16 protein-coding genes and 1 riboswitch are annotated in these 26,442 nt (G+C 49.4%); of the genes, 14 read left to right on the plus strand and 2 right to left on the minus strand.

Annotation, left to right across the window (positions count from 1 at the left end):
* Nucleotides 1–6: 6 nt before the first annotated feature.
* Complete coding sequence (spoVG, locus tag ACTQ3A_RS05560) at nt 7–279, plus strand: septation regulator SpoVG (protein ID WP_441098906.1); 273 nt, start codon at nt 7–9, stop codon at nt 277–279.
* A 157-nt stretch (nt 280–436) separates the two neighbouring features.
* Entirely contained in the window at nt 437–2,044 is a 1,608-nt protein-coding gene (locus tag ACTQ3A_RS05565; protein ID WP_441098905.1) for an RsmF rRNA methyltransferase first C-terminal domain-containing protein, read from the plus strand.
* A gap of 528 nt (nt 2,045–2,572) precedes the next feature.
* On the opposite strand, the gene ACTQ3A_RS05570 is transcribed toward ACTQ3A_RS05565, so the two are convergent.
* A complete protein-coding gene (locus tag ACTQ3A_RS05570; RefSeq protein WP_441098904.1) occupies nt 2,573–3,562 on the minus strand; it encodes a tyrosine-type recombinase/integrase in 990 nt (329 codons plus the stop codon).
* A 674-nt stretch (nt 3,563–4,236) separates the two neighbouring features.
* On the opposite strand from ACTQ3A_RS05570, the gene pyk reads away from it, so the two are divergent.
* The 5 genes from pyk (at nt 4,237) to ACTQ3A_RS05595 (ending at nt 13,967) form a co-directional block, all read left to right on the plus strand.
* Complete coding sequence (pyk, locus tag ACTQ3A_RS05575) at nt 4,237–5,664, plus strand: pyruvate kinase (protein ID WP_441098903.1); 1,428 nt, start codon at nt 4,237–4,239, stop codon at nt 5,662–5,664.
* 174 nt (nt 5,665–5,838) lie between these two features.
* The gene (locus ACTQ3A_RS05580; protein ID WP_441098902.1) at nt 5,839–10,554 is read left to right on the plus strand and encodes an EAL domain-containing protein; all 4,716 of its coding nucleotides are present in this window, start codon (nt 5,839–5,841) and stop codon (nt 10,552–10,554) included.
* Nucleotides 10,555–10,666: 112 nt separating this feature from the next.
* Nucleotides 10,667–10,852, plus strand: a riboswitch (cobalamin riboswitch).
* Nucleotides 10,853–11,009: 157 nt separating this feature from the next.
* The gene (locus ACTQ3A_RS05585; protein ID WP_441495261.1) at nt 11,010–12,062 is read left to right on the plus strand and encodes a FecCD family ABC transporter permease; all 1,053 of its coding nucleotides are present in this window, start codon (nt 11,010–11,012) and stop codon (nt 12,060–12,062) included.
* Entirely contained in the window at nt 12,063–13,196 is a 1,134-nt protein-coding gene (locus ACTQ3A_RS05590) for an ABC transporter ATP-binding protein (RefSeq protein ID WP_441098900.1), read from the plus strand.
* A 123-nt stretch (nt 13,197–13,319) separates the two neighbouring features.
* Nucleotides 13,320–13,967, plus strand: coding sequence for a hypothetical protein (locus tag ACTQ3A_RS05595; RefSeq protein ID WP_441098899.1), 648 nt, complete (start codon nt 13,320–13,322; stop codon nt 13,965–13,967).
* Between the two features lie 350 nt (nt 13,968–14,317).
* Here ACTQ3A_RS05595 and ACTQ3A_RS05600 read toward each other — a convergent pair whose 3' ends face one another.
* Nucleotides 14,318–15,370, minus strand: a complete 1,053-nt coding sequence (locus ACTQ3A_RS05600; protein WP_441098898.1) for an aldose epimerase family protein — start codon at nt 15,368–15,370, stop codon at nt 14,318–14,320.
* Between the two features lie 508 nt (nt 15,371–15,878).
* On the opposite strand from ACTQ3A_RS05600, the gene ACTQ3A_RS05605 reads away from it, so the two are divergent.
* From ACTQ3A_RS05605 to ACTQ3A_RS05635, 7 genes are all read left to right on the plus strand, one after another.
* Nucleotides 15,879–17,360, plus strand: a complete 1,482-nt coding sequence (locus ACTQ3A_RS05605; protein ID WP_441098897.1) for an ABC transporter substrate-binding protein — start codon at nt 15,879–15,881, stop codon at nt 17,358–17,360.
* A 214-nt stretch (nt 17,361–17,574) separates the two neighbouring features.
* A complete protein-coding gene (locus tag ACTQ3A_RS05610) occupies nt 17,575–18,432 on the plus strand; it encodes a carbohydrate ABC transporter permease (RefSeq protein ID WP_441098896.1) in 858 nt (285 codons plus the stop codon).
* Between the two features lie 17 nt (nt 18,433–18,449).
* Nucleotides 18,450–19,364 (plus strand): carbohydrate ABC transporter permease, encoded by a 915-nt coding sequence (locus tag ACTQ3A_RS05615; RefSeq protein ID WP_441098933.1) that lies wholly within the window; start codon nt 18,450–18,452, stop codon nt 19,362–19,364.
* Between the two features lie 57 nt (nt 19,365–19,421).
* Nucleotides 19,422–20,912, plus strand: coding sequence for a 4-alpha-glucanotransferase (malQ, locus tag ACTQ3A_RS05620; protein ID WP_441098895.1), 1,491 nt, complete (start codon nt 19,422–19,424; stop codon nt 20,910–20,912).
* A gap of 286 nt (nt 20,913–21,198) precedes the next feature.
* Nucleotides 21,199–22,236 (plus strand): LacI family DNA-binding transcriptional regulator, encoded by a 1,038-nt coding sequence (locus ACTQ3A_RS05625; RefSeq protein ID WP_441098894.1) that lies wholly within the window; start codon nt 21,199–21,201, stop codon nt 22,234–22,236.
* An 18-nt stretch (nt 22,237–22,254) separates the two neighbouring features.
* On the plus strand, nt 22,255–23,871 hold the full coding sequence (gene malQ / locus ACTQ3A_RS05630) for a 4-alpha-glucanotransferase (RefSeq protein WP_441098932.1): 1,617 nt from the start codon (nt 22,255–22,257) through the stop codon (nt 23,869–23,871).
* 129 nt (nt 23,872–24,000) lie between these two features.
* The gene (locus ACTQ3A_RS05635; protein WP_441098931.1) at nt 24,001–26,268 is read left to right on the plus strand and encodes a glycogen/starch/alpha-glucan phosphorylase; all 2,268 of its coding nucleotides are present in this window, start codon (nt 24,001–24,003) and stop codon (nt 26,266–26,268) included.
* Nucleotides 26,269–26,442: the final 174 nt, after the last annotated feature.

Genomic DNA, 26,442 nt, shown 5'->3' on the forward strand with positions numbered 1-26,442 from the left:
AGCCTTATGCAGATCACAGATGTCAGAGTACGTAAAGTAACAAAAGAAGGGAAGATGAAGGCGGTTGTTTCCATTACCCTGGATGATGAATTCGCAGTACACGATATTAAAATTATCGAAGGCGAAAAGGGATTGTTTATCGCAATGCCGAGCAGGAAGACAACAGACGGAGAATACAGGGACATCGCTCATCCAATCAATTCCGAGACACGGGACAGGATCCAGAAGATCATTCTGGAGAAATATGGAGAAGTTCTGGATCAGGATGAAGAAGAGTGATTGGTAATACCAATCACAGCTTGCATTATAATAGGAAGAAACAGAATTCTTCATCGCTCAGAACACGGACAAGAAAACAGAGAAAATCAGAAAGCACCTGGCAGTGACTGTCAGGTGCTTTCTGTCGAAATGCGGACGGGCGCAGAGAGAGGGAAAAATGAAGCTTCCATATGAGTTTGAGGAGAGAATGAAGAAAATGCTTGGCGATGAATATGACGATTTCATGGCCAGCTATGACAGACCTAGGCTTCGGGGCCTTCGTGTGAATACCATGAAGATTACGCCGGAAGAGTTCGAAAAGGCCGCCCCCTTTCCGGTACGAAGAGTTCCGTGGGTATCCGACGGGTTTATCTATCCGAATGATGTCTTTCCTGCGCGGCATCCGTATTATGCCGCAGGCGTCTATTATCTTCAGGAGCCAAGTGCAATGACGCCGGCGAGCCGTCTGCCGGTAGAACCCGGAGACCGGGTGCTGGATCTCTGCGCCGCACCGGGAGGAAAGGCGACGGAACTGGCCGCAAGGCTCAGAGGAACAGGGGTTCTTGTGGCAAATGATGCCAGCAATTCCAGGGCGAAGGCACTTCTTCGCAATCTTGAGCTGTTTGGTACAGAGAATATGTTCGTGACGAACGAAATGCCTGACCGGCTTGCCGATGTTTTTTCCGGCTATTTTGATAAGATTCTTGTGGATGCACCCTGTTCCGGCGAAGGGATGTTCCGGAAGGATCCAGATGTCGCTGAAACCTGGAGTCCGGAGCGCGTGAGGTATTTTGCGTCTCAGCAGCGGAATATTCTGGAAAATGCCAGAAAAATGCTGAAACCGGGAGGATACCTCATGTATTCCACCTGCACGTTTTCACCGGAAGAGGATGAACAGATGATCAGCTGGTTTATCCGTACATTTCCAGATTTTTCTCTCCAGGAGATGGAGGGCTATGCGGGATTTTCGGAAGGAAGACCTGACTGGGCGGACGGCAATCCGGAGCTCCGGAAATGTGTGAGAATCTGGCCGCACAGAATGGACGGTGAGGGACATTTTCTGGCATTGATGCGAAGAAATTTATCTGTGGATCCGGAGCTTGAAGCGGAATCGGGTCAGAGACAAGGCAATATCGCAGCTTCCGCATTGTCCGCATCAAGAGGACTTGCCGATGCCGTGACGGGATTCCCTGCAGGTGAAAGGGCAGGCTGTACGGAAGCCGGTTTATCAGTATTGGGAATAGGAGACCGTGCGCGGACGGACGACCGTACGCAGAGCGATTTGCTTAGCAGAAGGAAGAAGAAGACGCGCAGAGGCGGAGCCTCGGGAAAAGGCAGAGGAAGAGAAAATATGCCATCCGACATCCGTCCGGATCCGGAGCAGATGGAGCTTCTCAGTGAGTTTCTCCCACAGGCGGATACGGAGAAAATTGAGCGACGTGCGGGGAAAGGATATTATGTACAGGAGCTGCCCGATGGCGCGGGAAGGCTGAATTTTCTGAGAAACGGTCTTTATCTCGGGGAATGGAAGAAAAAAAGATTTGAGCCGTCACAGCCTCTCGCGATGGCGCTGAATCCGGAGAAATTCGGGAGGTTTTTTTCTATGAGACCGGGGGATGAAAGAATTGCCCGCTATCTTCACGGAGAGACAATTCAGGCAGATCCGGAGAGGGAGAAGATCAGCGACGGATGGAATCTCATCTGTGTGGATCGATTCCCGATCGGATGGGGAAAATATGCGAATGGTACGATAAAGAATAAGTACGCGGCTTCCTGGAGGAAGTGAGAGACGGAAAACCGAAAGCTGCAATTTGCGGCAATACAGAAGAAAATGTCGGAACATATAAATGACATACCGGAACATTCGTACAACATGGAAATGAGAGGTACACAGAAAATTATGTGCTGACCGGAGCAGAGTGAACTCCGGAACAAAACTACGGAGCCCGCGTACCTCTTTTTGAGCATTTCACGACACGAAGAAGCCCCGGAAGTGACTCGCGAAACGATTCTCGTCCGGAATCGGACGCGTTGTGGGTTAGTATCATGAGAATACCCGAGCATGCCGGATTATCGCCGGCAGCAAAGAAGTGAAATAAAAGCGGATTGAAACGGTAAAGAGTTCCGAGTGAAGACTGGCATAGAGGTTGATAAAATATCAGCAGAATTATTGTTTTGAAAAACTAAAAAGCAGTGGCATATTTCTATATCCTGAAGTATACTGATTATATCAAAACAGCCATAGAAAATAAAAACACCCCCGGACTGCAATATAAGAAATTATTATATTGCAGTTCTGGGCAAATAATGGCCATCAGGATGGTGGGATGTAAGTGTGTGTATACACCTGTTCCATGACCCGGCGTTTATCCTCAAGGCTCGGATGCACATACATCAGCATGGTAATATTTACACTCGCATGTCCAAGTATCATGCTTACCGTTTTCGGATCGGCGCCGTCTCTGATACACGCAGTTGCAAAGGTGTGACGCAGCGTGTGAAAATTTCTGGCAGGAATGTCAAGCTTCTTCAGCAGATTTCGGAAACGCTTACTGCAGGAAGAGGGCTCCATACATTTTCTCCTGCCCGTTAACAGGTACACATCTGACGGCTGCTGCTGTTTCCTCAAAAGATCAAGGATTTCCGGCGGCAGTGGAATGGAACGGATGGAGTTTCTGGTCTTTGGCGGAGCGATCACGAGATGTGTTCTGTGTCCATCTGTATCCGCATTCGGATTTGGAAGTCTGCCGAGAGATTTTGTAATCTGCAGCACTCCCTCATCGAGATTCAGATCACCCCATGTCAGTGCGCAAAGTTCCCCGATACGGATTCCACTCACCAGAGCCAGAAGGACACCGCTGTTATATGGTGTCAGGTTCTGTGTGAGATATCGAACCATCCTGCCTGTCTCTTCCCGGTTGAATATACTGATTTCCGGCTGATGAAAAGAAATATGTACCAGATCATTCATGTCCTGCACACAATAATGATTGCACTTCGCATATTTGAAGGCGGAGTTCAGGATCGTTCTCAACTCCGAAACGGTTGTGGGAGAAAGGCCTCCGGAATTATCCAGCCTTCCGTCTGATAATTTTTGCTTCAGGTAGCTGTTCAGAATATCAGAATCCAGCTCCGACAGCTGGTATTCTCCAAGATCATGGATGAGATGTTTTTCAATGAGGTATGAATATGTTGCAGGTGTTTTGCCTGACAATGCAGGATCCTCATCCAGATAGCGACGATAACTCTCCAGGAATTCATGTACCGTGATGATTTGATTTCGGTTTTCTTCTTCCCTATTCATATTCTCCTTTCCAACGATCATGCCAGTCCAGTAGCAAATTATAGCTCACCTTCCGGGGTTCTTTCCTGTATAATTATCTGAAAAGCCATGGGAATTTTGTTGGCATTCAGTTAACAGAACAGAAAATTCAAAATGTGGCTGTCGAGCATTGCCGGATGGCGGAAACTTCATCTGCAAATTTCACTTTTCGGAGTACGGTACAAACAGTAACAATATCTTCTAGTAATTAAACATATTTTCTTGCAATAATATACAGGATAATGTATAATATGATCGAAACGGAGATATTGACCAGAATATTTATATAATATATACAATTACAAAACTGAGTCAGAACTGCAATATAATAATTTCTTATATTGCACCTGATTATACTTATTGTAATATTATTCAGACAACTGTCGATGATGCATTACGAGGGCGCCATTGGAAACGATGTTTTCAAGGGTGCTTTTTTTCGCTAACATAAGGGAACGAGGGGGAAGTTTTGTATATTGTGCATAAAGCAACGATGGATTGTTTATGTTAAAATAGGAATGCCTGATTGAGCCGGGTGTGCGTGTTTGGGGATGAACAAACATCATCGGTTCATCGGTCTGACATTTCAGGACAGGGATACAATAGGTGGACTGGTCAAAAAACCTGTCATTTGCTTATCTGTGAAAGGAATAAATATGCGAAAAACAAAAATTATCTGTACAATCGGACCTGCAAGTGCTTCTGAGGAAATACTTAGCCGCATGGTGAAGGCGGGTATGAATGTCGCGCGGCTTAACTTTTCTCACGGAACCCATGAAGAGCACCTGGAGAAGATGAAGCTGATCAAGAAGGTTCGCAATAAGCTGCACCGGCCGATTGCAATTATGCTCGATACGAAGGGACCGGAATACAGGATCGGTGTATTCAAGGATCACAAAGTCACCCTCAAGGAGGGACAGGAATTTATCTTTACGACGGAAGATCTGATCGGAGATGAAACCATTGTATCGGTCAGCTACAAGGGGTTTGCAGACGAGCTGAAACCGGGAGATAAGATCCTTGTAAATAATGGACTCGTTGTATGCATTGTCGAGAGAGTAGAGGGAACGAAGGTCTTCACAAAAGTGGAAGCTGGAGGGGTTCTCTCGGACAGAAAGAGCATGAACTTCCCCGGGAAGCTGATGAAGAATGATTTCCTCAGTGAGCAGGACAGGGAAGATCTTCTGTTCGGGATCAAGAATGATGTGGATTATATTGCCGCTTCCTTTGTATCGACAAGGGAAGATGCGCAGGAAATGAGGGATTTCCTGAACGCGAACGGTGGCCAGGATATTGATATTATCGCAAAGATCGAGAACCGGGCCGGGGTGAATAATATCCGTGAGATCTCGGAAGTGGTTGACGGCATCATGGTTGCGAGAGGAGATCTCGGAGTGGAGATCCCGTATATGGAGGTGCCGGCTGTTCAGAAGGAGATTGCGCAGGAATGCAGACTTCTCGGGCGCCGCGTCATCATCGCAACGGAGATGCTGGAATCAATGATCAATAATATCCGCCCGACCCGTGCCGAAATTTCCGATGTAGCGAATGCGGTATATGACGGTGCGTCCGCCATCATGCTCTCAGGTGAATCCGCGGCAGGAAAATATCCGGTGGAAGCGGTTCAGACAATGGCGCAGGTTGCAGAGTTTACGGAGCAGCATATCAACTACCGGAAACGTTTCAAGAACACGGAATTTGTGCAGAAGAACATTCTGGACGCGATTTCGCACTCCACATGCTCCATGGCAATCGATGTAGACGCGAAATGCATCGTGGTAAGTTCAAAATCGGGAATGACGGCGCGGATGGTCAGCCGATTCCGCTGTCCGGTACAAATCATCGGTATGACGACGTCGGAGAAGGTTTACCGCAAGCTCTCTTTGAGCTGGGGCGTCGAGCCGATTCTCTGCGAGGAATTTGAGTCGATTGATGTTCTGTTCTATCATGCAATTCGCCAGGCGGTCAATATCCTCAACCTCAAGATGGGAGACAACATCGTTCTCACCGGCGGACCGGTCGGCGGAGGAAAAGGCGGAACAAATATGATTAAGGTGGAGACCATCCACAGAAATTATCAGTAATGGTACTGCAGGATTGCAAGAGTGCGGAGCACGGACTAATTCCGTAGCTTATACAGCATGTGACGCCCCGCCTGCGGGGCATGGGGCTGCTGAAGAAGCTCTTCGAAAACGCAGACAGACCGCCTGCCGCGAAGCGTGCGTGAGAGACAGGATGCGATTTCGAAGGTAACAGGTATGAGCATGAAAGGCGAGGACAAAATGGCTGAGATGATGCTTGATGAGAGAAGACAGTATGCTCAATATTTTAATCTTCTGCAGGGAGGCGTCTGCATGATTGCAGCCGACGGGTCGGAGCGCATCGTCTTTGCCAGCAGGCAGATGGCGCTTCTCTTCGAGTGCGAGGACGAGGAGGAGTTTCTGAAGAATTATCCTTGCTATCAATATCTGATGGATGGGAGAGATTACAAGCCTCTTCAAGAGTATGGCAATTTGCATCCGGAGCACTTTTCGGTGAATTTTCATTATCAGACGAAGAAAGGACACTTCCGTGAGGCAGAGGGAACGGGTGCTTTAAGGAATACTGCTTTCGGAAAAACCTATGTTCTGCAGATCTTCTCATCGGAGCAGATTTCAAATGACCGAAAAGTGGATGGGATAACCGAATTGCCGGGGATGCATGATTTCTTAAATGAGGCGTTACGACGTGCGAAGGAGAGAAAAGCCATCCACAGATTAAGAGACTTCTGTCCGGTCTGCTTTGATGTTACAAATTTTAAGGAATATAACCGGCAATACGGTATTCATCAGGGAGATCTGTGCCTGAAGAAGATCGGAGACACGATCACGGAAGTTTTCCCGGGTGCTCTCGTCGGCCATCTCGCGGCGGACCGATTTGTTGCGCTGCCGTCGGAGAAGAATCTTGAGGTAAAGCTTGAACAGATCTGCGATGAAGTGAATCACTATATCAATGATGACGGGATTCAGATAAAGGCCGGCGTCTACCGGGCGTCAGAGAACGACTCTCTGGAGGATCTGCGGAATGCGTTTGATCTGGCAAAAATGGCCTGTGACAGCATTAAGGAGGACGGCAACCGGATTGTGGCGTTTTACGAACCCTCTATGGGGGAAAGTGCTGCGAATAAGACCTATGTTCTCCGCCATTTCAATGAGGCACTGGAAAGGCATTATATCAAGGTATATCTGCAGCCTGTGATCCGCACAATGACAGGACGGGTGAGCGGATTCGAGGCATTGGCGCGATGGGAAGACCCGGAGCTTGGGATGATATACCCGAACGTGTTTATCCCTGTTCTGGAAGAGGCCCAGCTGATCAACCGGCTCGACCGGTATATTCTGGAGCATGTTCTCTACCTCAGCCGTGACCGGATGGAGAACGGACTTCCACTGCTTCCGATATCCATGAACCTTTCCGCCTATGATTTCGAGGTGGTGAACCCGCTCGATACGATTGAGAAGCTGGTCAGCCGTTACCATGTACCGAGGAGTGTCCTCTGCTTTGAGATCACGGAACGGATCATGCTCCGCAACCGTCACAGCATGGTCAGGACGATTCAAAGGTTTCAGCAGGCAGGATATCAGATCTGGATGGATGATTTCGGAAGCGAATACTCGTCCCTGAATTCTCTTCATAATTTCCAGTTTGATGTGATCAAGATTGACATGGGATTTTTCAGTCATTTTGATGATCGAAGCCGGCAGATTATTACCTCTGTTGTAACAATGGCGAAAATGCTCGGGGTGGAGACACTGGCAGAAGGCGTGGAGACGCAGGAGCAGGTTTCCTTTCTCAAAAAAATCAACTGCGGTCGGATTCAGGGATATTATTACGGACGTCCGATGCGCTACGAGGATAGCGTGACGTATATCCATGGCAGAGGCATGCAGATAGAGAGTCCGGAGGAAGCACATCTTCTCGACGCCGCAGAAGACATCAATATAATTTCGGATTCCCCTACTTCGCTTTTTAGCTTTGATGGGAAAAATATTGTTCTTCTGATCGAAAATGATGCGTACCGGAGGGAGCTGAGAAGTGCAGGTACGCAGAGTATGGAGGAGGCGAATGCCTACCTCAGCGATGAGGGATCTCCAGTGAGAGACAGGTTTGTCCAGCTTTTGCAGAGAGCATTGAAGTCACATGCGGAAGAGAGCATGGTGTACGCGGACAACGGCCAGTATATGAAGGTAAATGTCCGGTGGATTGCGGGAGATGCGCGGCGCTGGGTCGGGGTGGCACATATCTACAATATCAGCAATAATGCCTCACTGCAATTTGCGAAAACCCTTGACCATACGCTGCGGAACATCTTCCAGCTGTACGAGGGATTTTATCTGATTGATCGTGGATCAGAAGAGGTGAAAATTCTCCGGTCCAGCCATCCGGAGATAAAATCTCGGGATGGCTTTTCTTCGATAACAGCGTTTGTCCGGTACTTCAGGGATGAATTGATCTATCCGGACGACAGAGATCGTTTTCTTGCTTTTGTTCAGGCTGAGAATGCTGAGACGGAAGGTGGAAGTACAGATAAGGGGATCAGGGCAGAGATACTGCGTGTGCGGACCGCTGACGGGACATACAGGTGGGCGGTGTTTGAAGCGCTGGTGCTCTATAAGAGTAATGCAAAAAATCTTCTTCTCTGTGAGCGGGAGGATATATGGGAGAGGAAAAGAGATAGGGATGCTCTTCTTCCTGAATTTTGTCAGTCGTTCGGAGTGCCGGGATACGGCACAGATCCGACGGAGGAGGTGAAGGATGGGGATCTGTTCCGGACACTCTGCGATGCATCTCCTTATGAATTCTTCTGGATGGACAGACAGAGAAAGCTTTTGGGCGCAAGCAGAGAATTTGTCAGGAGAATCGGGCTTTCCGACGAGAAGGACTATCTTGGCAAGACAGAATCAGAACTGGGATGGCATATCGATTCTGCCGCAGCGGAGCTGGAGGAGAAAAAAGTTCTGGAGATGGGCGTCAGGTCGACATCGGCCAATGAGCTGGTACTGACCGGAGGCAGACTCGACGGAATCGAGATTACCCGTGTTCCCTGGTACCATGAAAAGGAAATCGTGGGAATGATGGGAATGATCAGCGGTGATCGGGCAGAGGACAGAAAGAAGGAGGTGCGCCTGGGATTTGTCGACCGCGACACAGAGCTATTGAGTTTTCGCGGCGCGATAGAAGCCGGATTGATATATGCGGATCAGTATCGGCTGAAAAAAATCGATTATACAGGACTTTTAATTGATGTTGCCGCATATGCCGAGGCGATGCGGGAAAGCACCGAGAAGGCAAAGGTGATTCTGACCGAAATATCTGCGACACTGAAAAAACTGATGAATCCGGAATGGGCGATCGCGCGGATCGGGCTGTGCTGTTTTCTGTGCTTCTGCCGCAGGGATCATGCCGGAGATGTTGAAGAGAAGATTGACAGGGTATCCGGAATGCTTCCGACGCTTTGGAGAAAGCTCGGAATTCAGGCTGATCCCGTTCTGGCGCATGCGATTGTCTACGGGTCGGAGGTAACGAGCCTGGACGAGATGTTCATGCTGCTGATCCGGAGGATCAGCAGCACGGAGAAGGCGGCTCATGGGGAGAGCCCATATGTCGGGGATTACATTGACCTGAGACGTGAGGTGTTCGACAGCCTGACGGAACATGTCATTGTCAGTGATCCCAGAACATACGAGCTTGTATATATGAATCGTTCTGCCCGAAGGGATTTTGGAATAAAACCGGATGGCAGCCTGAACGGGTGCCGCTGTTATGAGGTGCTGGAAGGTCAGGATGTTCCCTGCGGCGACTGTCCGAATCTGTTGCTGCGGAAGGATTGTGCGTATGAGGCATCACACCTGAACCGGAGAAGGGGAGCAAAAGTACTGATTCGTTCTGCTCTGACAACATGGGAGAACCGGACGCTGAGGCTGACGGTCGAATTTGATATCAACAAGTATCTGCATGCAATAGCAAGGGATCACGAGCTGATCTATCAGGAGATGCGGGCAAATGAGGCAATTTCTCTTGGTATGGCGGAAGAGGATCCCGGAACAGGAATTGAGAAGACGATTGCATGTATCTCTGAAAATATGAGACCGGAGCGCTTCCTGATCTTTGAGGAACGTGATGACAATACAGTTAGTGCCACCTATGAATGGACGGCACCCGGTGTCTTCTCTCTGAAGGAGGAACTCCAGAGCATTCCTCTCTCGGAATTGCGGGCGCTATATATGCGGTTTGCGACAGAACATGTGGTGATGGTCAGTGATATGGATGCCTTTCAGAAGGAAAATCCCGATTTTTCCATGCGAATCCATGATGTTCGGAGCTTTATCTCCGGGCAGCTGAAGATCTTGAATCAGACAGAGGGCTTTACGATGGTTATCAATCCGGCGGCGGACACCTTCCGTAACACCAGCGTGCTGCTTTCCACGCTGACGGATTTCATAGCAATTATGATTCGAAACAGGAACAGCGTGCATCAGCTGGAGAAACAAAGCATGATTGACCAGATGACAGGTGCCGGAAACCGGAGGGCTCTTGAGCGGCAGATCCGCGAGTGGAAGGGTGACGGTCTGCTTGGAGTGATTTCCGTTGACCTGAACGGACTGAAGAACACAAACGATACGGCGGGACATCATGCCGGCGATGTGCTGATTTGCGAAACAGCCCGGGTTCTTCAGGAATGCGCAGGTGAAAAGTATGTGTTTCGCACGGGCGGGGATGAATTTATCGTTCTGACAGAAGATCTGGAGGAGAGAGATATCAGCCTGCTGATACGGCATATGCGTGAGAATGCAGAAAATAATGGAATCAGTATGGCAATTGGGTTTGCGGCATGCCGGGGGAAGGTTACGGACTTTGACGCGCTGCTCACCAGGGCGGATTTCAATATGTATAAGGATAAGGGACACAGTTTCCGCAGAAGAAGGGATGATTGAAGGACTGAAGGAAGTCTTATATCCGCAGTGCGGTATATTTGACACTTTTCAGCCGGTATCGTATAATCGTTGCAGATAATTGAAGAGGGGGCCTTTCAGTGCATCTGGTCTTCTTTGCCTGCCTGGCAGCAGGAGTGCAGAAGATCTGTATGAGAATAGAGAATCAGGTGAAATTCCTGAGCGATCCGGTCACTGTGAGCAGCGAACCATTCCGTTATGTCATTGTGTCCTAGAGCATGAGAAGACAGGAACCGGTGCTTGAGCTGTCAGCCAGGAGAACTGCTGAGAGGTTTTGTAGATATGCTTCCGAAGAAAGCAGATTCTGATGGCTTGGGTGTTTTGCCGGATTTCCGGCGGAACCGATTAATACAGGTTATTTTTTCAGGACGAATGCTTCGGCATTCGTCCCTTTTCATGTATAAGATCATTGAAGTTGAAAGGCATACTTGCGAATGATGAGTGACAATGAAATCAGCAGCTATCACGCTGAGAATCTGAAAAGGAGAATGCGATACACAGCGGTCTTTGCCGTTCTGGCAGCTGCGTTTCTGATCGTGACCGTGGTCAATATCAATACCGGCAATGTCGATATTCCGATTAATAAAATTTTGAGAGCTGTTTTTCTCCGAATCGGCTCAAGGGATGATATGAATATCATCTGGAAGATCCGTCTGCCGCGGATTCTGATGGCGGCTATTCTCGGAGGAGCGCTCTCTCTGTCCGGATTTCTGCTGCAGACATTTTTTGAGAATCCAATCGCGGGTCCTTTTGTGCTCGGAATATCTTCCGGCGCAAAACTGATTGTCGCGTTTCTCATGATTCTTGTGGTGGCCAGGCACGGAGCGGTGTCCTCCTGGGCCATGATCCTTGCCGCGTTCGCGGGGTCTCTTGTGTCAACCGGCTTTATCCTGCTGGTCTCCCGGAGCGTGCGGAATATGTCGGCGTTGCTGGTTGCCGGAATCATGATCGGGTATATCTGTACTGCGCTGACGAATCTTCTCGTTACATTTGCCAGTGATTCGGATATCGCCAACCTTCACAACTGGTCTCAGGGAAGCTTCTCTGGTATGACCTGGGACAATGTCCTGGTGGGCGGAATCATCATCGGAGCTGCGTCTGTCCTGGTATTCCTGCTCGCGAAGCCGATCGGTGCCTTTCAGCTTGGTGAGGCCTACGCGCAGAGCATGGGAGTTAATGTAAAGCAGTTCCGTGTGGCCCTCATCCTGCTGTCCAGCATCCTCTCTGCAACGGTGACGGCATTTGCCGGTCCGATTTCTTTCGTGGGAATCGCGGTGCCCTTCCTGATCAAGCGTGCGCTGAATACGGCAAATCCGGTCGTGGTCATCCCGGCCACTTTCCTTGGAGGCGCCGTCTTCTGCATGATCTGTGATCTGATCGCAAGGGTCGCATTTGCGCCGACTGAACTGGAAATCAGCACGGTGACCTCGATTTTCGGAGCACCGGTCGTGATCTTTATGCTGATACGGCGGCAGAAGGGAAGAAGATAAATGGAGAAGGTACAGAGCGAGGAAAAATATTATCTCCACCTGGAGGGTCTGTCGGTCGGGTATAACGGGAAGCCGGTGATCCGCGATATTGAGATCGGAATCCGGCGCGGTGAGATTGTTACACTGATCGGACCGAACGGCGCGGGAAAATCTACAATATTGAAAAGCATCACGAGACAGCTTTCTCTTGTGGAGGGAGAGGTTGTTTTTGATCTGAAGAATTTGTCGGATTATTCGTTCCGAGAATTGTCTTCGCGTATGGCTGTTGTTCTGACGGACCGTCTGCATCCGGAGCTTATGACCTGCCACGATGTGGTCGCGACCGGAAGATATCCATATACGGGGCGGTTGGGACGGCTGACGGAAGAGGATGAACGGAAGGTAGATGATGCGATGAAGGCGGTTCAGGCGCAGGAGATTGGCAACCGCGACTTTAACGCGATCAGTGACGGGCAGAAGCAGCGGGTGCTGCTCGCGAGGGCGATCTGCCAGGAACCGGATATCATCATCCTGGATGAGCCGACGAGCTTCCTGGATATCAAGCATAAGCTGAAGCTTCTGTCGATTCTCCGGGATATGGCGAAGCAGAAGAATATAACAGTTGTGATGTCGCTGCATGAGATCGATCTGGCGATGAAGATTTCTGACCGGATAATCTGCGTTCACGGCGATAAGATCTTCCGGAGCGGAACGCCGGAGAGCATTTTTCACGAGGACACGATCCGTGAGCTGTATGAAATTGACAACGGCTTTTTTGATCCGATGTTCGGAAGTATCGAGCTTCCGAAGGTCGAGGGAAATCCGGAAGTACTGGTACTGTCATCCTGTGGAACGGGGATACCGGTGTACCGCAGGCTGCAGAAAGAGAAAACGCCTTTTGCGGCGGCAATCCTGTACACGAATGATGTCGACTACCGGTTGGCGCGTCTTCTTGCTTCGCAGGTAATCACCGAAAAGCCCTTTCATGAGATTTCGGACCGCGCTGTCGCCGAGGCGCTGGAGGCGGTAAGAAACTGCGCAAGGATCATCGATGCCGGTGTGACAATCGGTCCGGGAAACCGGAGAATGCAGGAGATTCTCGATGCGGCATATGAAAGTGGAAAATGTGTGAAGTACAGGGCTTCAGATACATAGGAACATGGTTTCAGATACATAAGGGTATGTCTTCAGATACATGAATGTATGTCTTTAAATACATGACGATAGGGTTTCAGACACAGGAGTGTATGGCTCTTTTTATGACAGGAGGGAAATAAAATGAAACAGAGAACAGCAGCAATCTTATGTGCAGCAGTTATGGGAGCGTCGCTTCTGGCCGGATGCGGGACGGGAACGGGAAATTCGGCTTCTGGGACATCTTCTGCAGCGCAGATTCAGTCACAGTCAGGGGCGGAAGAGACTGCAGCCTCGTCCGGCGTTTCCACTGCATCGTCCGCGGCCGTAAGCACATCTTCATCCGATGCTGCCGGACAGTCATCGGAGACCGTTGCCGGTAGTGTTTCAACGTCTTCAACAGCTTCTGCGGGAGCAGAGGTGCCGGCTGACGGAACCTACACGGCCGAATTCACATCCGACAGTCCGATGTTTAAGGTGAATGAGGCAAACGACGGCAAGGGAACCTTGACGGTGAAGGACGGGAAAATGGTCATTCACGTAAGCCTGACCTCCGAAAATATTGTGAACCTGTTTGCCGGGACAAAGGAAGATGCTCAGAAGGACGGCGCAGAGCTTCTTCAGCCGACCGTAGATACGGTCACATACAGTGACGGAACGACAGAGGATGTGTATGGGTTTGATATTCCGGTTCCGGCACTTGACAAAGAATTTCCCGTTGCTCTGATTGGCAAAAAGGGAAAATGGTACGATCATATGGTCACCGTTACCAATCCCGTTCCAAAGGCATGACTTGTGCTTTCACTCCATTGATGTCTGGGACATGTTGAATGAACAGGGATTTTTTGCTGAGATGAACCGGAAAGCGGTTTCGGAAAAGGTTGAAAAAGAGATTTAAAAAGAGATTTAAAAAGAGGAGTAAAAAGAGGACCGCCGCACTAAGCATATTGCGTTAGTGCGGCGGTCCTCTTTTACGCGAACAGTGAGCCGCAGCCGAATGCGAAGTATTCGTGTGCGGCGAGCGTCGCGATAGCGAGATAAAACTCGCGCAGCGTGTTTTATCTCGTTTTGATAGCGGATGGGGCAGCGGGATAACACCGGAAAACGTATCCTATCTCCCGTTGGGCAGTCCGAAGAAAAAATTATTTCCGGAAGCTAAGTTTATAGGTAGTTGTGGACTCATACTTCTGACCGGCCGGGAGAATGGGACTTGCGAAGCCGTCGATGTTGATGCTGTTCGGAAAATACTGTGTTTCGAGCGCAAATCCGCATCTTCGGTCGTAGATATGTCCGGACTTTGCTGTGTGGCGCGTGACATAATTTGCCGTGTAGAGCTGCATGCCGGGAAGATCGGAGTATACATCCAGCTGAAGGCCGGTGACGGAGGAGAAGACCTCTGCCATTTTCCGCGTCTCGCCCTTGTCCATGGCAAAGACAAAGTTGTGGTCATAACCGTTACCGAAGCGCAGCTGTTCATCATCTGCCTCGATATCGGCACCGATGGACTTTCCGTTCCGGAAATCAAAGGGTGTTCCATCTACATCAAGGAGTCTGCCTGTCGGAATGGTTCCGGCGTCGATCTCCGTGATTTTGTCTGAGAACAGCTTCAGATTGTGATCCAGAATGTCTCCGTTTCCCTCGCCGTTCAGATTAAAATAAGAATGATTTGTCATGTTGCAGAGGGTGTCCTGATCAGAAATCCCTTCATAATGGATAGAGAGACAGCCATCCTTGTCAAGCTGATAGGTCACGGTTGCGGAAAAGGCGCCCGGATATCCCTGATCGCCATCAGGAGTGTCAAGTGTCAGAGAAATTGAAGCACCGTCCGCAGCGATGCCCTGCGTCTTCCACATTCTTTTATAGTAGAAATCGGGACCGCTGTGCAGGTTGTTCTCACCGTCGTTTTTTGCCAGGTGGTATGTCGTACCGTTCAGTACAAACTGTGCGCCACCGATCCGGTTGGCATTCCTCCCGACGGTTGCACCGAAGCAGGCATCGCTCTTCTCATAATCAGAAGCATGGTCATATCCGAGGACGATATCTACAGGAGTCCCATCATCATCTTTTACAGCAAAAGATACAAGAGCAGCGCCGTAATCCGATATTGACGCCGTGTATCTCCCGGCGTGTATGGTGTACAGCGTCGTCTGCTGTCCCTTAGCTGTTCTGCCGAAATCTTTAACCCAATCGCTCATAAATAAACCCACCTTTCAGAAATACCTGATACTTTTCGCGCCGGATTCATTCCGGTGCCATACTCTGTTATTTTACAGCAGTTTACCTGTGAAAAACAGATGAAATCACGATTATCGCTGTGCTTTGTGCCGCTTAAGCGTCACTTCATGCTCATACCTGTTGTCGTCGCTAATGTTCTTGCCCACTGGTGAGCAAGCTCCCCGTGGGCCAAGAACATTGCGACTGGACTTATACAGTAAAGGTGCACAAAAAGAGGTGCCTCGATTTGAGAGTATTAACGAAAAGTTGATTTGCTATTGAAAACGTTTCCAACAGGTGCTATTCTCTAAACATAGAAAACGTTTCCAATGAAATCCGAATATGATACAATCCTTTAAAATAAAGGATTTAAAGCAATTTTGATTCATGGAGAGGAAAAGTTCGAAAACGTTATCTAAAGGTAAGAAAAAGCTCGTGGGAAAATAGATTCCCGCGGCTAAAATGTGTAAATCAAAGGAGGATAAACACATGAAAAAGAAAGTTCTCAGTCTCGTACTCGGAACAGCAATGGCAGCTTCCATGTTCGCTGCCTGCGGATCTTCAACATCTTCAACAAGCTCTGCTGCTTCTTCCAGCAGTGCAGCAGACAGCAGCGTTGCATCCGCATCTGCCGGCACCACCGAAGATGTTGCATCGAGCAGCGCAACAGCATCAACCGGATCTGACGGCGGCAAGGTATACATGCTGAACTTCAAGCCGGAGACAGATGACGCCTGGCAGGATCTGGCGAAGACCTACACCAAGCAGACCGGAGTTGAGGTAAATGTACTTACCGCCGCTGACGGACAGTACGCGACCACACTTCAGTCTGAGATGGCGAAGTCCGAAGCACCGACAATCTTCAACATCGGATCTTCCACAGACGCACAGACATGGGATGATTACACATACGACCTGAAGGATAGCGAGCTCTACAAGCATGACAGCGATCACAGCCTGGATGTTGTATACAACGGCAAGGTTGCTGGTATCGCGAACTGCTACGAGGCATACGGCATCATCGTCAACAAGACAATCCTTGACACATACTGCAGTCTTGACAACGCAAAGATCTCCTCTATCGATGACATCGACAGCTTTGACAAGCTGAAAGAGGTTGCTGACGATATCCAGAGCCGTCTGGACGAGATCAACAAGGCAGGCGGATATGATCTGACCGGAGCATTCACCTCCGCAGGACTGGATGACTCCTCATCCTGGAGATTCTCCGGACACCTTGCGAATATGCCGCTGTACTACGAGTTCGTAGACGACGGACTTGAGGATCCGACAGCAGGAGAGGCTACCATCAAGGGAACATACCTGGACAACTACAAGAAGGTATGGGATATGTATGTATCTGATTCCGGTGCTGATCCGAAGACACTTGCAGGCGGCACCTACAATGCTGAGCAGGAGTTCGGTATGGAAGAGGCAGTCTTCTACCAGAACGGCGACTGGGAGTACAGCGCACTGAAGGATGCTGACGGAACAAATGGTTATCTCACAGCAGATGATGATCTTACCATGATCCCGATCTACTTCGGCGTTGACGACAAGAATGAGGGCCTCTGCGTAGGTACCGAGAACCACTGGGCAGTCAACAGCAAGGCATCTGATGCTGACATCAAGGCTTCTCTTGATTTCCTGAACTGGGTAATCACCTCTGACGAGGGACGCGAGGCTCTGAACTCAACAATGGGTCTTTCCTGCCCGTTTGATACATTTACCGGAGACTACGCACCGACCAACGAGTTCAGCGCTGTAGCACAGAAGCTCAATGATGAGGGCAAGAAGTCCGTTGCATGGGCATTCAACTCCACACCGAACGTAGATGACTGGAGAGCTGATGTTGTATCTGCGCTTACCGCTTACACAGACGGAACCGGCGACTGGGATGCAGTTAAGACCGCATTTGTAGACGGATGGGCAAATCAGTGGAAACTTCAGCAGGAATCCGCTTCTGAATAATCCTTCGGGGGATGATTAAAACAGCAAATAATCAGGTGGCACGCAGACATATGAAGAATATGCCATCATAAATAAAGTGATGACACCTTAGCAGAAAAATAAAGGGGCTGCCGGATGAAAAACAAAAGTGATCATCGCGACAGCCCTTTTGCTCGCCTGAAAAATCAGTGAGTGTGCTTATTGAAACTGTCTTTGTTCTAAAGTGAGGCTTTCTATGTCAAAACCATTAAAAAAATACTGGCCGCTTTTCGTGCTTCCCACAATGGCGGCATTCGTGATCGGATTTATCGTACCATTCGTATATGGCGTATTTCTTTCCTTCTGTAAATTCACGACAGTTACGGACTGGAAGCTGGTGGGGCTGCGCAATTACACCAGAATCTTTTTCGTCAGCGGAAAACTGGATACCACATTCATCCATTCGCTGTGGTACACCTGCCTGTTCACGGTAGTTACGGTACTGATTATCAACGTTGTCGCGTTTTTTATCGCGCTTGCACTCACAAAGGGAATCAGAGGTACCAATATTTTCCGTACCTCCTTCTTCCTTCCGAATCTGATCGGAGGCATCATCCTTTCCTACATCTGGTTGATGATCTTCAACGCGATTCTCGCAAAATATTCCAAGACGATTGTATCCACACAGTGGACAGCGTTCTGGGGCCTGGTCGTTGTCGTTTGCTGGCAGCAGATCGGATATATGATGATCATCTATGTCGCAGGTCTTCAGAATATTTCGGCGGATCTTCTCGAGGCGGCGAAAATCGACGGAGCCAATAACTGGCAGCTGATGAAGGGTGTCATCATTCCGATGCTTCGTCCGACCATCGCGACCTGTACCTTCCTGACACTGACGAACGGATTCAAGCTTTTCGATCAGAACTTTGCTTTGACCGGAGGCAATCCCGGCAAGATGTCACAGCTGCTTGCGCTGAACATTTACGATACCATGTACGGAACCACCGGATGGCAGGGGGTAGGACAGGCAAAGGCAGTTATCTTCTTTATTCTGGTTGCGATCATCGCACTCGTTCAGAATAAGCTGACAACGCGTAAGGAGGTAGAAGCATAATGGCACAGGCAAATACAATGAAAGTCAAAAAAACAAAAGAGAATGAAGTGTCTGCCGCCAGAAAATCGAAGCACGGCACAGCACTGACCGTGTTCTTCTCGGTACTTTCCTTCTTCTGGATTCTGCCGATCCTTATCGTTGTGCTGAACTCGTTTAAGAGAAAAGCATACATCTTCAAGAATCCTTTCGGAATCAGTAATGTAGAGCTGTCACAGGGCTTTGACAGATGGCGCGCGGGAATCCACAAGACCTTTGTAGGACTCACCAACTATGCAACGGCAGTCAAGAAGACGGATTTCTTCCGCTGCTTCGGATACTCGGTATTTATTACCGTGGTTTCTGTTGCACTGATCGTGCTTCTGTGTTCCATGACTGCATGGTACATCATCCGTGTAAAGAACGTGGCGACAAAAACGGTATATCTTCTGTGCATGTTCTCTATGATCGTGCCTTTCCAGATGGTTATGTTTACGCTTTCCAAGTTCGCGAACATTCTTCATCTCTCGAACCCGGTCGGCATCTGCATTGTATACCTGGGATTCGGAGCGGGACTAGCGATCTTCATGTTCACCGGATTTGTAAAGCAGATCCCGATTGAGCTGGAGGAAGCGGCAATGATCGACGGCGCCACACCGGTACAGTGCTATTTCCAGGTTATCCTCCCGGTTATGAAGCCGACGCTGATCACGGTTTCCATTCTGGACGCGATGTGGATCTGGAACGACTACCTTCTGCCTTCTCTGGTACTGAATGTCAACAAGTACAAGACGATCCAGATCGCCGTTCAGTATCTGAAGCAGTCTCACGGTCAGGTTGACTGGGGCGCTATGATGGCGGTTCTCGTTCTTGCAATCATCCCGATTGTCATCTTCTACATGGCAGTGCAGAAGTATATTATCGAGGGTGTCGTTGCCGGCGCCGTTAAAGGCTGATGAATAAATCTAAAGAATGGGCCCGGTTGTCCCGGGCCTGAGGAAAGGAAGAAAATAATGAGGGCTAGCGGAATACTGATGCCGATCTTCAGTCTTCCCGGAAAATACGGAATCGGGTGCTTCTCGGAGGAAGCGTACAGGTTCGTGGATTTTCTGAAAAAAGCAGGACAAAAATACTGGCAGATTCTGCCGGTTGGACCGACGGGATTTGGAGATTCCCCCTACCAGTCTTTTTCTACCTTTGCAGGGAATCCCTATTTTATCAGTCCGGAGGAACTCGAGAGACAGGGGCTGATCCGGAAAGAGGATATCCCGGAGCCGGAAGAGGACGCAAGGGAGGACCGTGTAGATTACGGATGGCTTTACAACACGCGATATACAGTCCTGAGAAAGGCATTTCAGAACTGGAAGGGGCAGGAGCGTCCGGATTTTGCGGAATTTCTGTCCGAGAACGGGTACTGGATTGAAGATTACGCTCTTTTTATGGCAGAGAAGGACCACTTCGGGGGAAGAAGCTTTTCCGAGTGGGATGCGGATATCCGCTTCCGGAGACCCGATGCCATGGAAAAGGCGAGACAGGAACTTGCGGATGAGATTCTGTACTATGAATATATTCAATACGAGTTCAACCGGGAATGGACAAAACTGAAGAAATATGCGAACGAGAACGGTATCCGGATTATCGGGGATATCCCGATCTATGTATCGCCGGACAGTGCGGATTTCTGGGCACACCCGGAACTGTTCCAGACAGATGAGAACAACCTGCCGACCAGTGTAGCCGGATGTCCGCCTGACGGATTTTCCGCAGATGGACAGCTCTGGGGCAATCCACTGTATGACTGGGAGTATCACAAGAAGACCGGATATGCCTGGTGGCTGAAGAGAATTACAAAATGCGCGCAGCTGTATGATGTGATCCGGATCGATCACTTCAGAGGCTTTGATGAGTATTACTCCATCAAGGCGGGAAGCCCGAACGCAATCGGGGGACACTGGTGTAAGGGACCGAACACAGACCTGTTTGATACGATCCGGGAAAAAATCGGTGATATCCGGATTATCGCGGAAGATCTCGGCTACATTACGGATACCGTGAAGAAAATGGTGAAAGAAACCGGATACCCGAATATGAAGGTGATCGAATTCGCTTTCGATTCGAGAGACTCCAGCGGCAGAGCTGCGTATTACCCGTACAATTACAACAGCAACTGTGTTGTGTATACGGGAACGCACGACAATGAAACACTGCTGGGCTGGCTCGGAAACATTATGCCCGGGGAGAGGCAGGAGCTGAAGGATTATCTGGGAACGGATACAGAGGATGACCGGGAGATTGTGGACCGAACCATTCGTCTGGTTGAGAGCAGTGTAGCGGATCTCTGTGTGGTACCGATACAGGACTGGCTTGGGCTGGACAATTCTGCCCGGATCAATCATCCGAGCACGACCGGTACAAACTGGGTGTGGAGACTGAAGGAAGGACAGATAACGGAGCAGCTTTCCGACAGAATTGATAAGATCTGCAGTATATACGGCAGAATCTGAAGACTAGTTTAACATGGAATGACCTTGACATTGATAAGCAAATAAGCCATTATTTAATGTGGACAGAACCCGCGTCGTCAGACAGACGGATGCGGGTTTTTTCAGAGCACTGATTGGAAACGTTTCCTATCAGAAAACACATGCACGAAGAGGCTTTTTCCGAAAGCATTCATATTGTGCATTGTGTGACAGACGAGCTATACTGCAGATTGCGTCGTACTGCATATTTTTGTAAATCAGCAGATATGATGACTGCAGAAGAGACATTTGAGGAGAAGTTGAGAAGTTGGCGGGGTTAACAATTAAGGATATTGCAAGAATCTGCAATGTAAGCATCAGTACTGTGTCAAGGGCAATCAATAATGACCATGGCATTAACAGCCAGACGCAGGAACGTGTGCTGCAGGTCGCTAAGCAGTTCGGGTATGTGCCGAATAACAGCGCCAGAAACCTGAAGATGGCAGAGTCAAATACGATTGCACTGATGAGCAAGGGTATGAACAATCCTTTCTTCCAGGGGATGTATCCCTACTTTCAACAGGAACTGGAGAAATACAATTATGAATTCCTCCTTCACTCGATGCCTGAGGAAATTGATGAGGGGTACGAGGCGGAGGAAATCGCGAAGGAAAAAAGACTTAAAGGTATGATCTTTCTCGGCGGAAGACTCGATTATCCCGAGGCAGTGCTCGGGAATATACAGGTTCCCTTTGTATTGTGTTCTGTCGCAAGTGCCGTGAGTGTAAATATGACGAACATGAATGTCTCTTCGGTGTCCATTGATGATGAGAAAGAGGCTTACAAGGTTGTGAAGTATCTGATCCGGATGGGCCACCGCAGAATCGCGATTATCGCAGGCAAGAAGCATGATCACACGGTAGCCTTTCTGCGTGAATCCGGCTATCGCAGGGCGATCAATGAGAGTGGAATCGAGATGGATCCGGAACTGATCCGCTATCTGGATGACAGCATTCCCGAGTATACAGAGGCAAACGGGTACGCGACCATGAAGAAGCTGCTGGAGTCCGGCACGGATTTCACCGCGGTTTTTGTGATCTCGGACCGGATGGCTACCGGGGCTTACAAGGCCATTTATGATTCCGGCAGGAAGATACCCCGGGATATTTCCGTGGTTGGATTTGACGGAATCGAGCTTTCACGGTATTTGTATCCGTCACTCACCACCGTGGTGCAGCCGGTTCAGAAGATGGTAAAGTCCAGTGTGGAACTGCTGAGAGCCCAGATCATGGGCGATACAACAAAGAAGCATCTCATCTATGATGCGGAGCTTTCCGAGGCGGACTCCGTGAGAAACCTGCTCTAATGGGCGGTTTGAGACGGAATTGCACAGGAAGTACAGGAGAACGAGGTGAAAATGAGAACAAGTGGTATTTTGCTTCCGGTTTCATCACTGCCGACCCGATATGGAATCGGCGGTTTTTCGGATGAAGCGTTTGAATTTGTGGACCGGCTAGAGGAGGCCGGGCAGAGCTGGTGGCAGGTCCTGCCACTGGGTCCGACCGGATACGGGGATTCTCCGTATCAGTCCTTTTCCACCTTTGCCGGGAACCCCTACTATATTTCGCTGGATAAGCTGAGAGAGGAGGGACTTCTTACCACTGAGGAATGCGAAGAGGCGGACTGCGGTCAGAACCCCGAATATGTAGATTATGAGAAAATCTACTTCAGCCGCTTCAAGGTCCTGAAGAAGGCCTTCGACCGGTTTGAGCGTGAATCACAGGGGCAGGATGAACTGGAGGCTTTCTGTGAGAAGAATCGGGACTGGCTTGCGGATTATGCTCTGTACATGGCAATCAAGAACAGCCGCGGCGGAGAGGAATGGAGCCGCTGGCCAGCGGAGCTGAAGGACAGAGATCCTGAGGCGTTAAAGGCGGCGGAGAGTGAGCTCCAGACAGAGGTAAAATACTACTGCTTCCTGCAGTTTGAATTCGCGAAGCAGTGGAAGGCATTGAAGGATTATGCGAACGGGAAGAAAATCGGCATTATCGGAGATATTCCGATCTATGTGGCAATGGACAGCGCGGACTGCTGGGCAGGCCGGGAGCTCTTCCAGTTCGACAGTGACGGTAAACCTTCCGGGGTCGCGGGATGTCCGCCGGATGCATTTTCCGCTGACGGACAGCTCTGGGGGAATCCGCTGTACAACTGGGATTATCACAGACAGACAGGATACCGCTGGTGGATCCGCAGAATGAAGAGATGCGCGGAGCTTTATGATTCGGTCAGAATTGATCATTTCCGTGGATTTGCGGGTTACTATTCAATTCCCTTCGGCGCGCCGAATGCCAGAAATGGTCACTGGGAGAAGGGCCCCGGCATAGAGCTGTTTCGTGCCATTCAATCTGAGCTCGGGGATCAGAATTACATTGCGGAGGATCTGGGCTTCCTGACCGATGATGTCGTAGAAATGGTAAAGGAAACCGGATATCCCGGGATGAAGGTGCTGGGCTTTGCCTTTGACGGCAGTCCGGACAATGGATACCTCCCGGATCACTACGAGAAAAACTGCGTGGTATACACGGGCACTCATGATAACGAGACGATTGTGGGATGGTTCCGCAATCTGAATCGAAGGGGAAAGGCCTTTGCAAAGAAGTATCTCGGGCACAGAGTAGTTCCGGAGGAGGATTTTGTAAGGCTTGCCTTGATGAGTGTCGCGAATCTGGCGGTTATTCCGGTTCAGGATTATCTTGGACTTGGCGATGAGGCAAGAATCAATGAGCCGTCTACCCTTGGAGACAACTGGAAGTGGAGGCTTGTCCCGGGACAGTTCGATGTGCACACGGCAGGGAAAATCCGCGAGCTGACGGAGATCAGTGACAGACTCCCGGCAAGAGAACGGAACAAACGAAACGACCGGACAAAGGACCGCACGAAGGTTAATCCGAAAGATAGTACAAAGGAAACGGAAACCGTAAACAGCTGTGCCACGAAATGAGGACACAGGGACATTGCGACTGAACTTTAGACAGAAGTTATACTTTGAGACAACAACATGTGAGAGAATAAGGAGAATCAAAGCATGGGAACAATGGAAGGAAAAAGCGTAGATACGACGGATGCTGTTATGGAGGAGAGAATCGAGAAGATTCTGACGGTGCGTTTCGGCAGAGGGCTGAGGGACTGTACAAAGGAGGAAATCTTTGAGGCTCTGATGCAGATCACGAAAGAAGAGATGGAGGGACGTCCGAAGGTAGAAGGCAAGAAGAAGCTCTACTACATCTCCGCCGAGTTTCTGATCGGAAAGCTGCTTTCCAATAACCTGATCAACCTTGGACTCTATGACAAGGTGAATGCCATCCTGAAGAAATACAAGCTCTGTGTTGCAGATATTGAGGGACTTGAGAATGAGCCGTCGCTCGGAAACGGCGGTCTCGGCCGTCTTGCCGCATGTTTCCTGGATTCAATCGCTACGCTGAATCTGTGCGGAGACGGAGTGGGTCTGAACTATCATTACGGGCTGTTCCGTCAGGAATTTCTGAACAACAAGCAGCATGAGGTCATCAATCCGTGGATTCGCAAGGACAGCTGGCTGGAGCGCCGCCCGGAATCGTTTGAGGTGCCGTTCGGCAGATTTACTCTGAAATCTACGATGTATGACATCGATATTCCGGGATATGAGACCGGGAAATGCAACCGGCTGCACTTGTTTGACCTGGATTCGGTCGATGACGGCATGGTTCAGCCGGACAGCATCAATTTTGATAAGAGAGATATCCAGAGAAATCTCACCCTGTTCCTGTATCCGGACGACAGTGACCGGGACGGAAGAATTCTGCGTGTATATCAGCAGTACTTTATGGTAAGCAATGCTGCGCAGCTGATTCTGAAGGAAGCGGACGAAAGAGGAGTAGACATTCATAAGCTGGATGAGTATGTCGCTGTGCAGATTAACGACACCCATCCGTCCATGGTAATTCCGGAGCTGATCCGTCTTCTGACCGCGCGCGGTCTGTCCATGGATGAGGCAATTGAGGTTGTCACAAAGACCTGTGCCTATACCAATCACACAATCCTCGCGGAAGCTCTCGAAAAATGGCCGATCGATTATCTGGAGGAAGCAGTACCGCATCTTCTTCCGATCATTCGGGAGCTGGACAAGAGAGTACGGGCGAAGGTGAAGGATGAGACAACCTACATCATCGACAAGGACAATCTGGTTCATATGGCATCGATGGATATCCATTACGGGCATTCGGTCAACGGTGTCGCTTCTCTTCACACGAAGATACTCGAGGAATCCGAGCTGAAGAATTTCTATAAGCTTTATCCGGAGAAATTTAACAACAAGACAAACGGTATTACGTTCCGCCGCTGGTTCATCGCCTCCAACCCGGAGCTCACGTCCTATATCGAGTCTCTGATTGGACCCGGATTCCGCAAGGATGCAATGGAGCTGGAGAAACTGATGAAATATTATGATGATGAGAAGGTGCTCAATGAGATCGGCAGAATCCGTCATCACAACAAGAAAAAGGCGGCTGAGTATCTGTATGAGACACAGAACCTCGTTCTGGATGTGGACTCGATCTTTGATGTACAGGTAAAGCGTCTGCATGAGTATAAGCGTCAGCAGATGAATGCGCTGTACGCGATCTATAAATATCTTGAGATCAAGAAGGGCAATCTCCCGAAGCGGCCGATCACAATGATCTTCGGCGCCAAGGCAGCTCCGGCCTACACCATCGCAAAGGATATCATACACCTGATTCTCTGTCTGCAGGAGCTGACGACAAAGGATCCGGAGGTAAGTCCGTACCTCAAGGTTGTCATGATTGAGAATTACAACATTACCAAGGCGGAGAAAATCATCCCGGCTGCGGATATCTCTGAGCAGATCTCTCTTGCTTCCAAGGAGGCTTCCGGCACAGGCAATATGAAGTTCATGCTGAACGGAGCCATCACCCTCGGAACCGAGGACGGCGCCAATGTAGAGATTCATGATCTTGTCGGAGATGACAACATCTACATCTTCGGAAAGAAATCGGAAGAGGTTGTGAAGCTCTATGAGACCGAAGGCTACAAGGCAAAGGACTATTACGACAACGTGCCGCTGATTCACAGACTGGTTGACTTTATCATCGGAAGTGAAGTGAAGAGTGTCGGCGATCCGGTAAGCCTTGAGAGACTCCACCATGAGCTGATTTCCAAGGACTGGTTCATGACTCTTCTCGACGTTGAGGATTATATCCGGACGAAGGAGAAGATGTTCGATGACTTCAATGACCGTAAGAGCTGGTACAAGAAGGAGCTTGTGAATATCGCGAAGGCAGGATTCTTCTCCTCCGACCGGACCATCGCTCAGTACAATAAAGACATCTGGCATCTCAGCTGAGACAGGCTCTGCAGAGTTGTTAAGGGCTGCCGCAATGCGGCGGCCTTTTTTACGCGAACAGTGATCCGCAGCCGAATGCGAAGTATTCGTGTGCGGCGAACGTCGCGATAGCGAGATAAAAATCGCGCAGCGTGTTTTATCTCGCTGCTTGACGGAAAAAATAAATTCTGCTAT

The organism is Bilifractor sp. LCP21S3_F8 (genome assembly GCF_052117805.1).
In the GTDB taxonomy this organism is placed as follows: domain Bacteria; phylum Bacillota; class Clostridia; order Lachnospirales; family Lachnospiraceae; genus Bilifractor.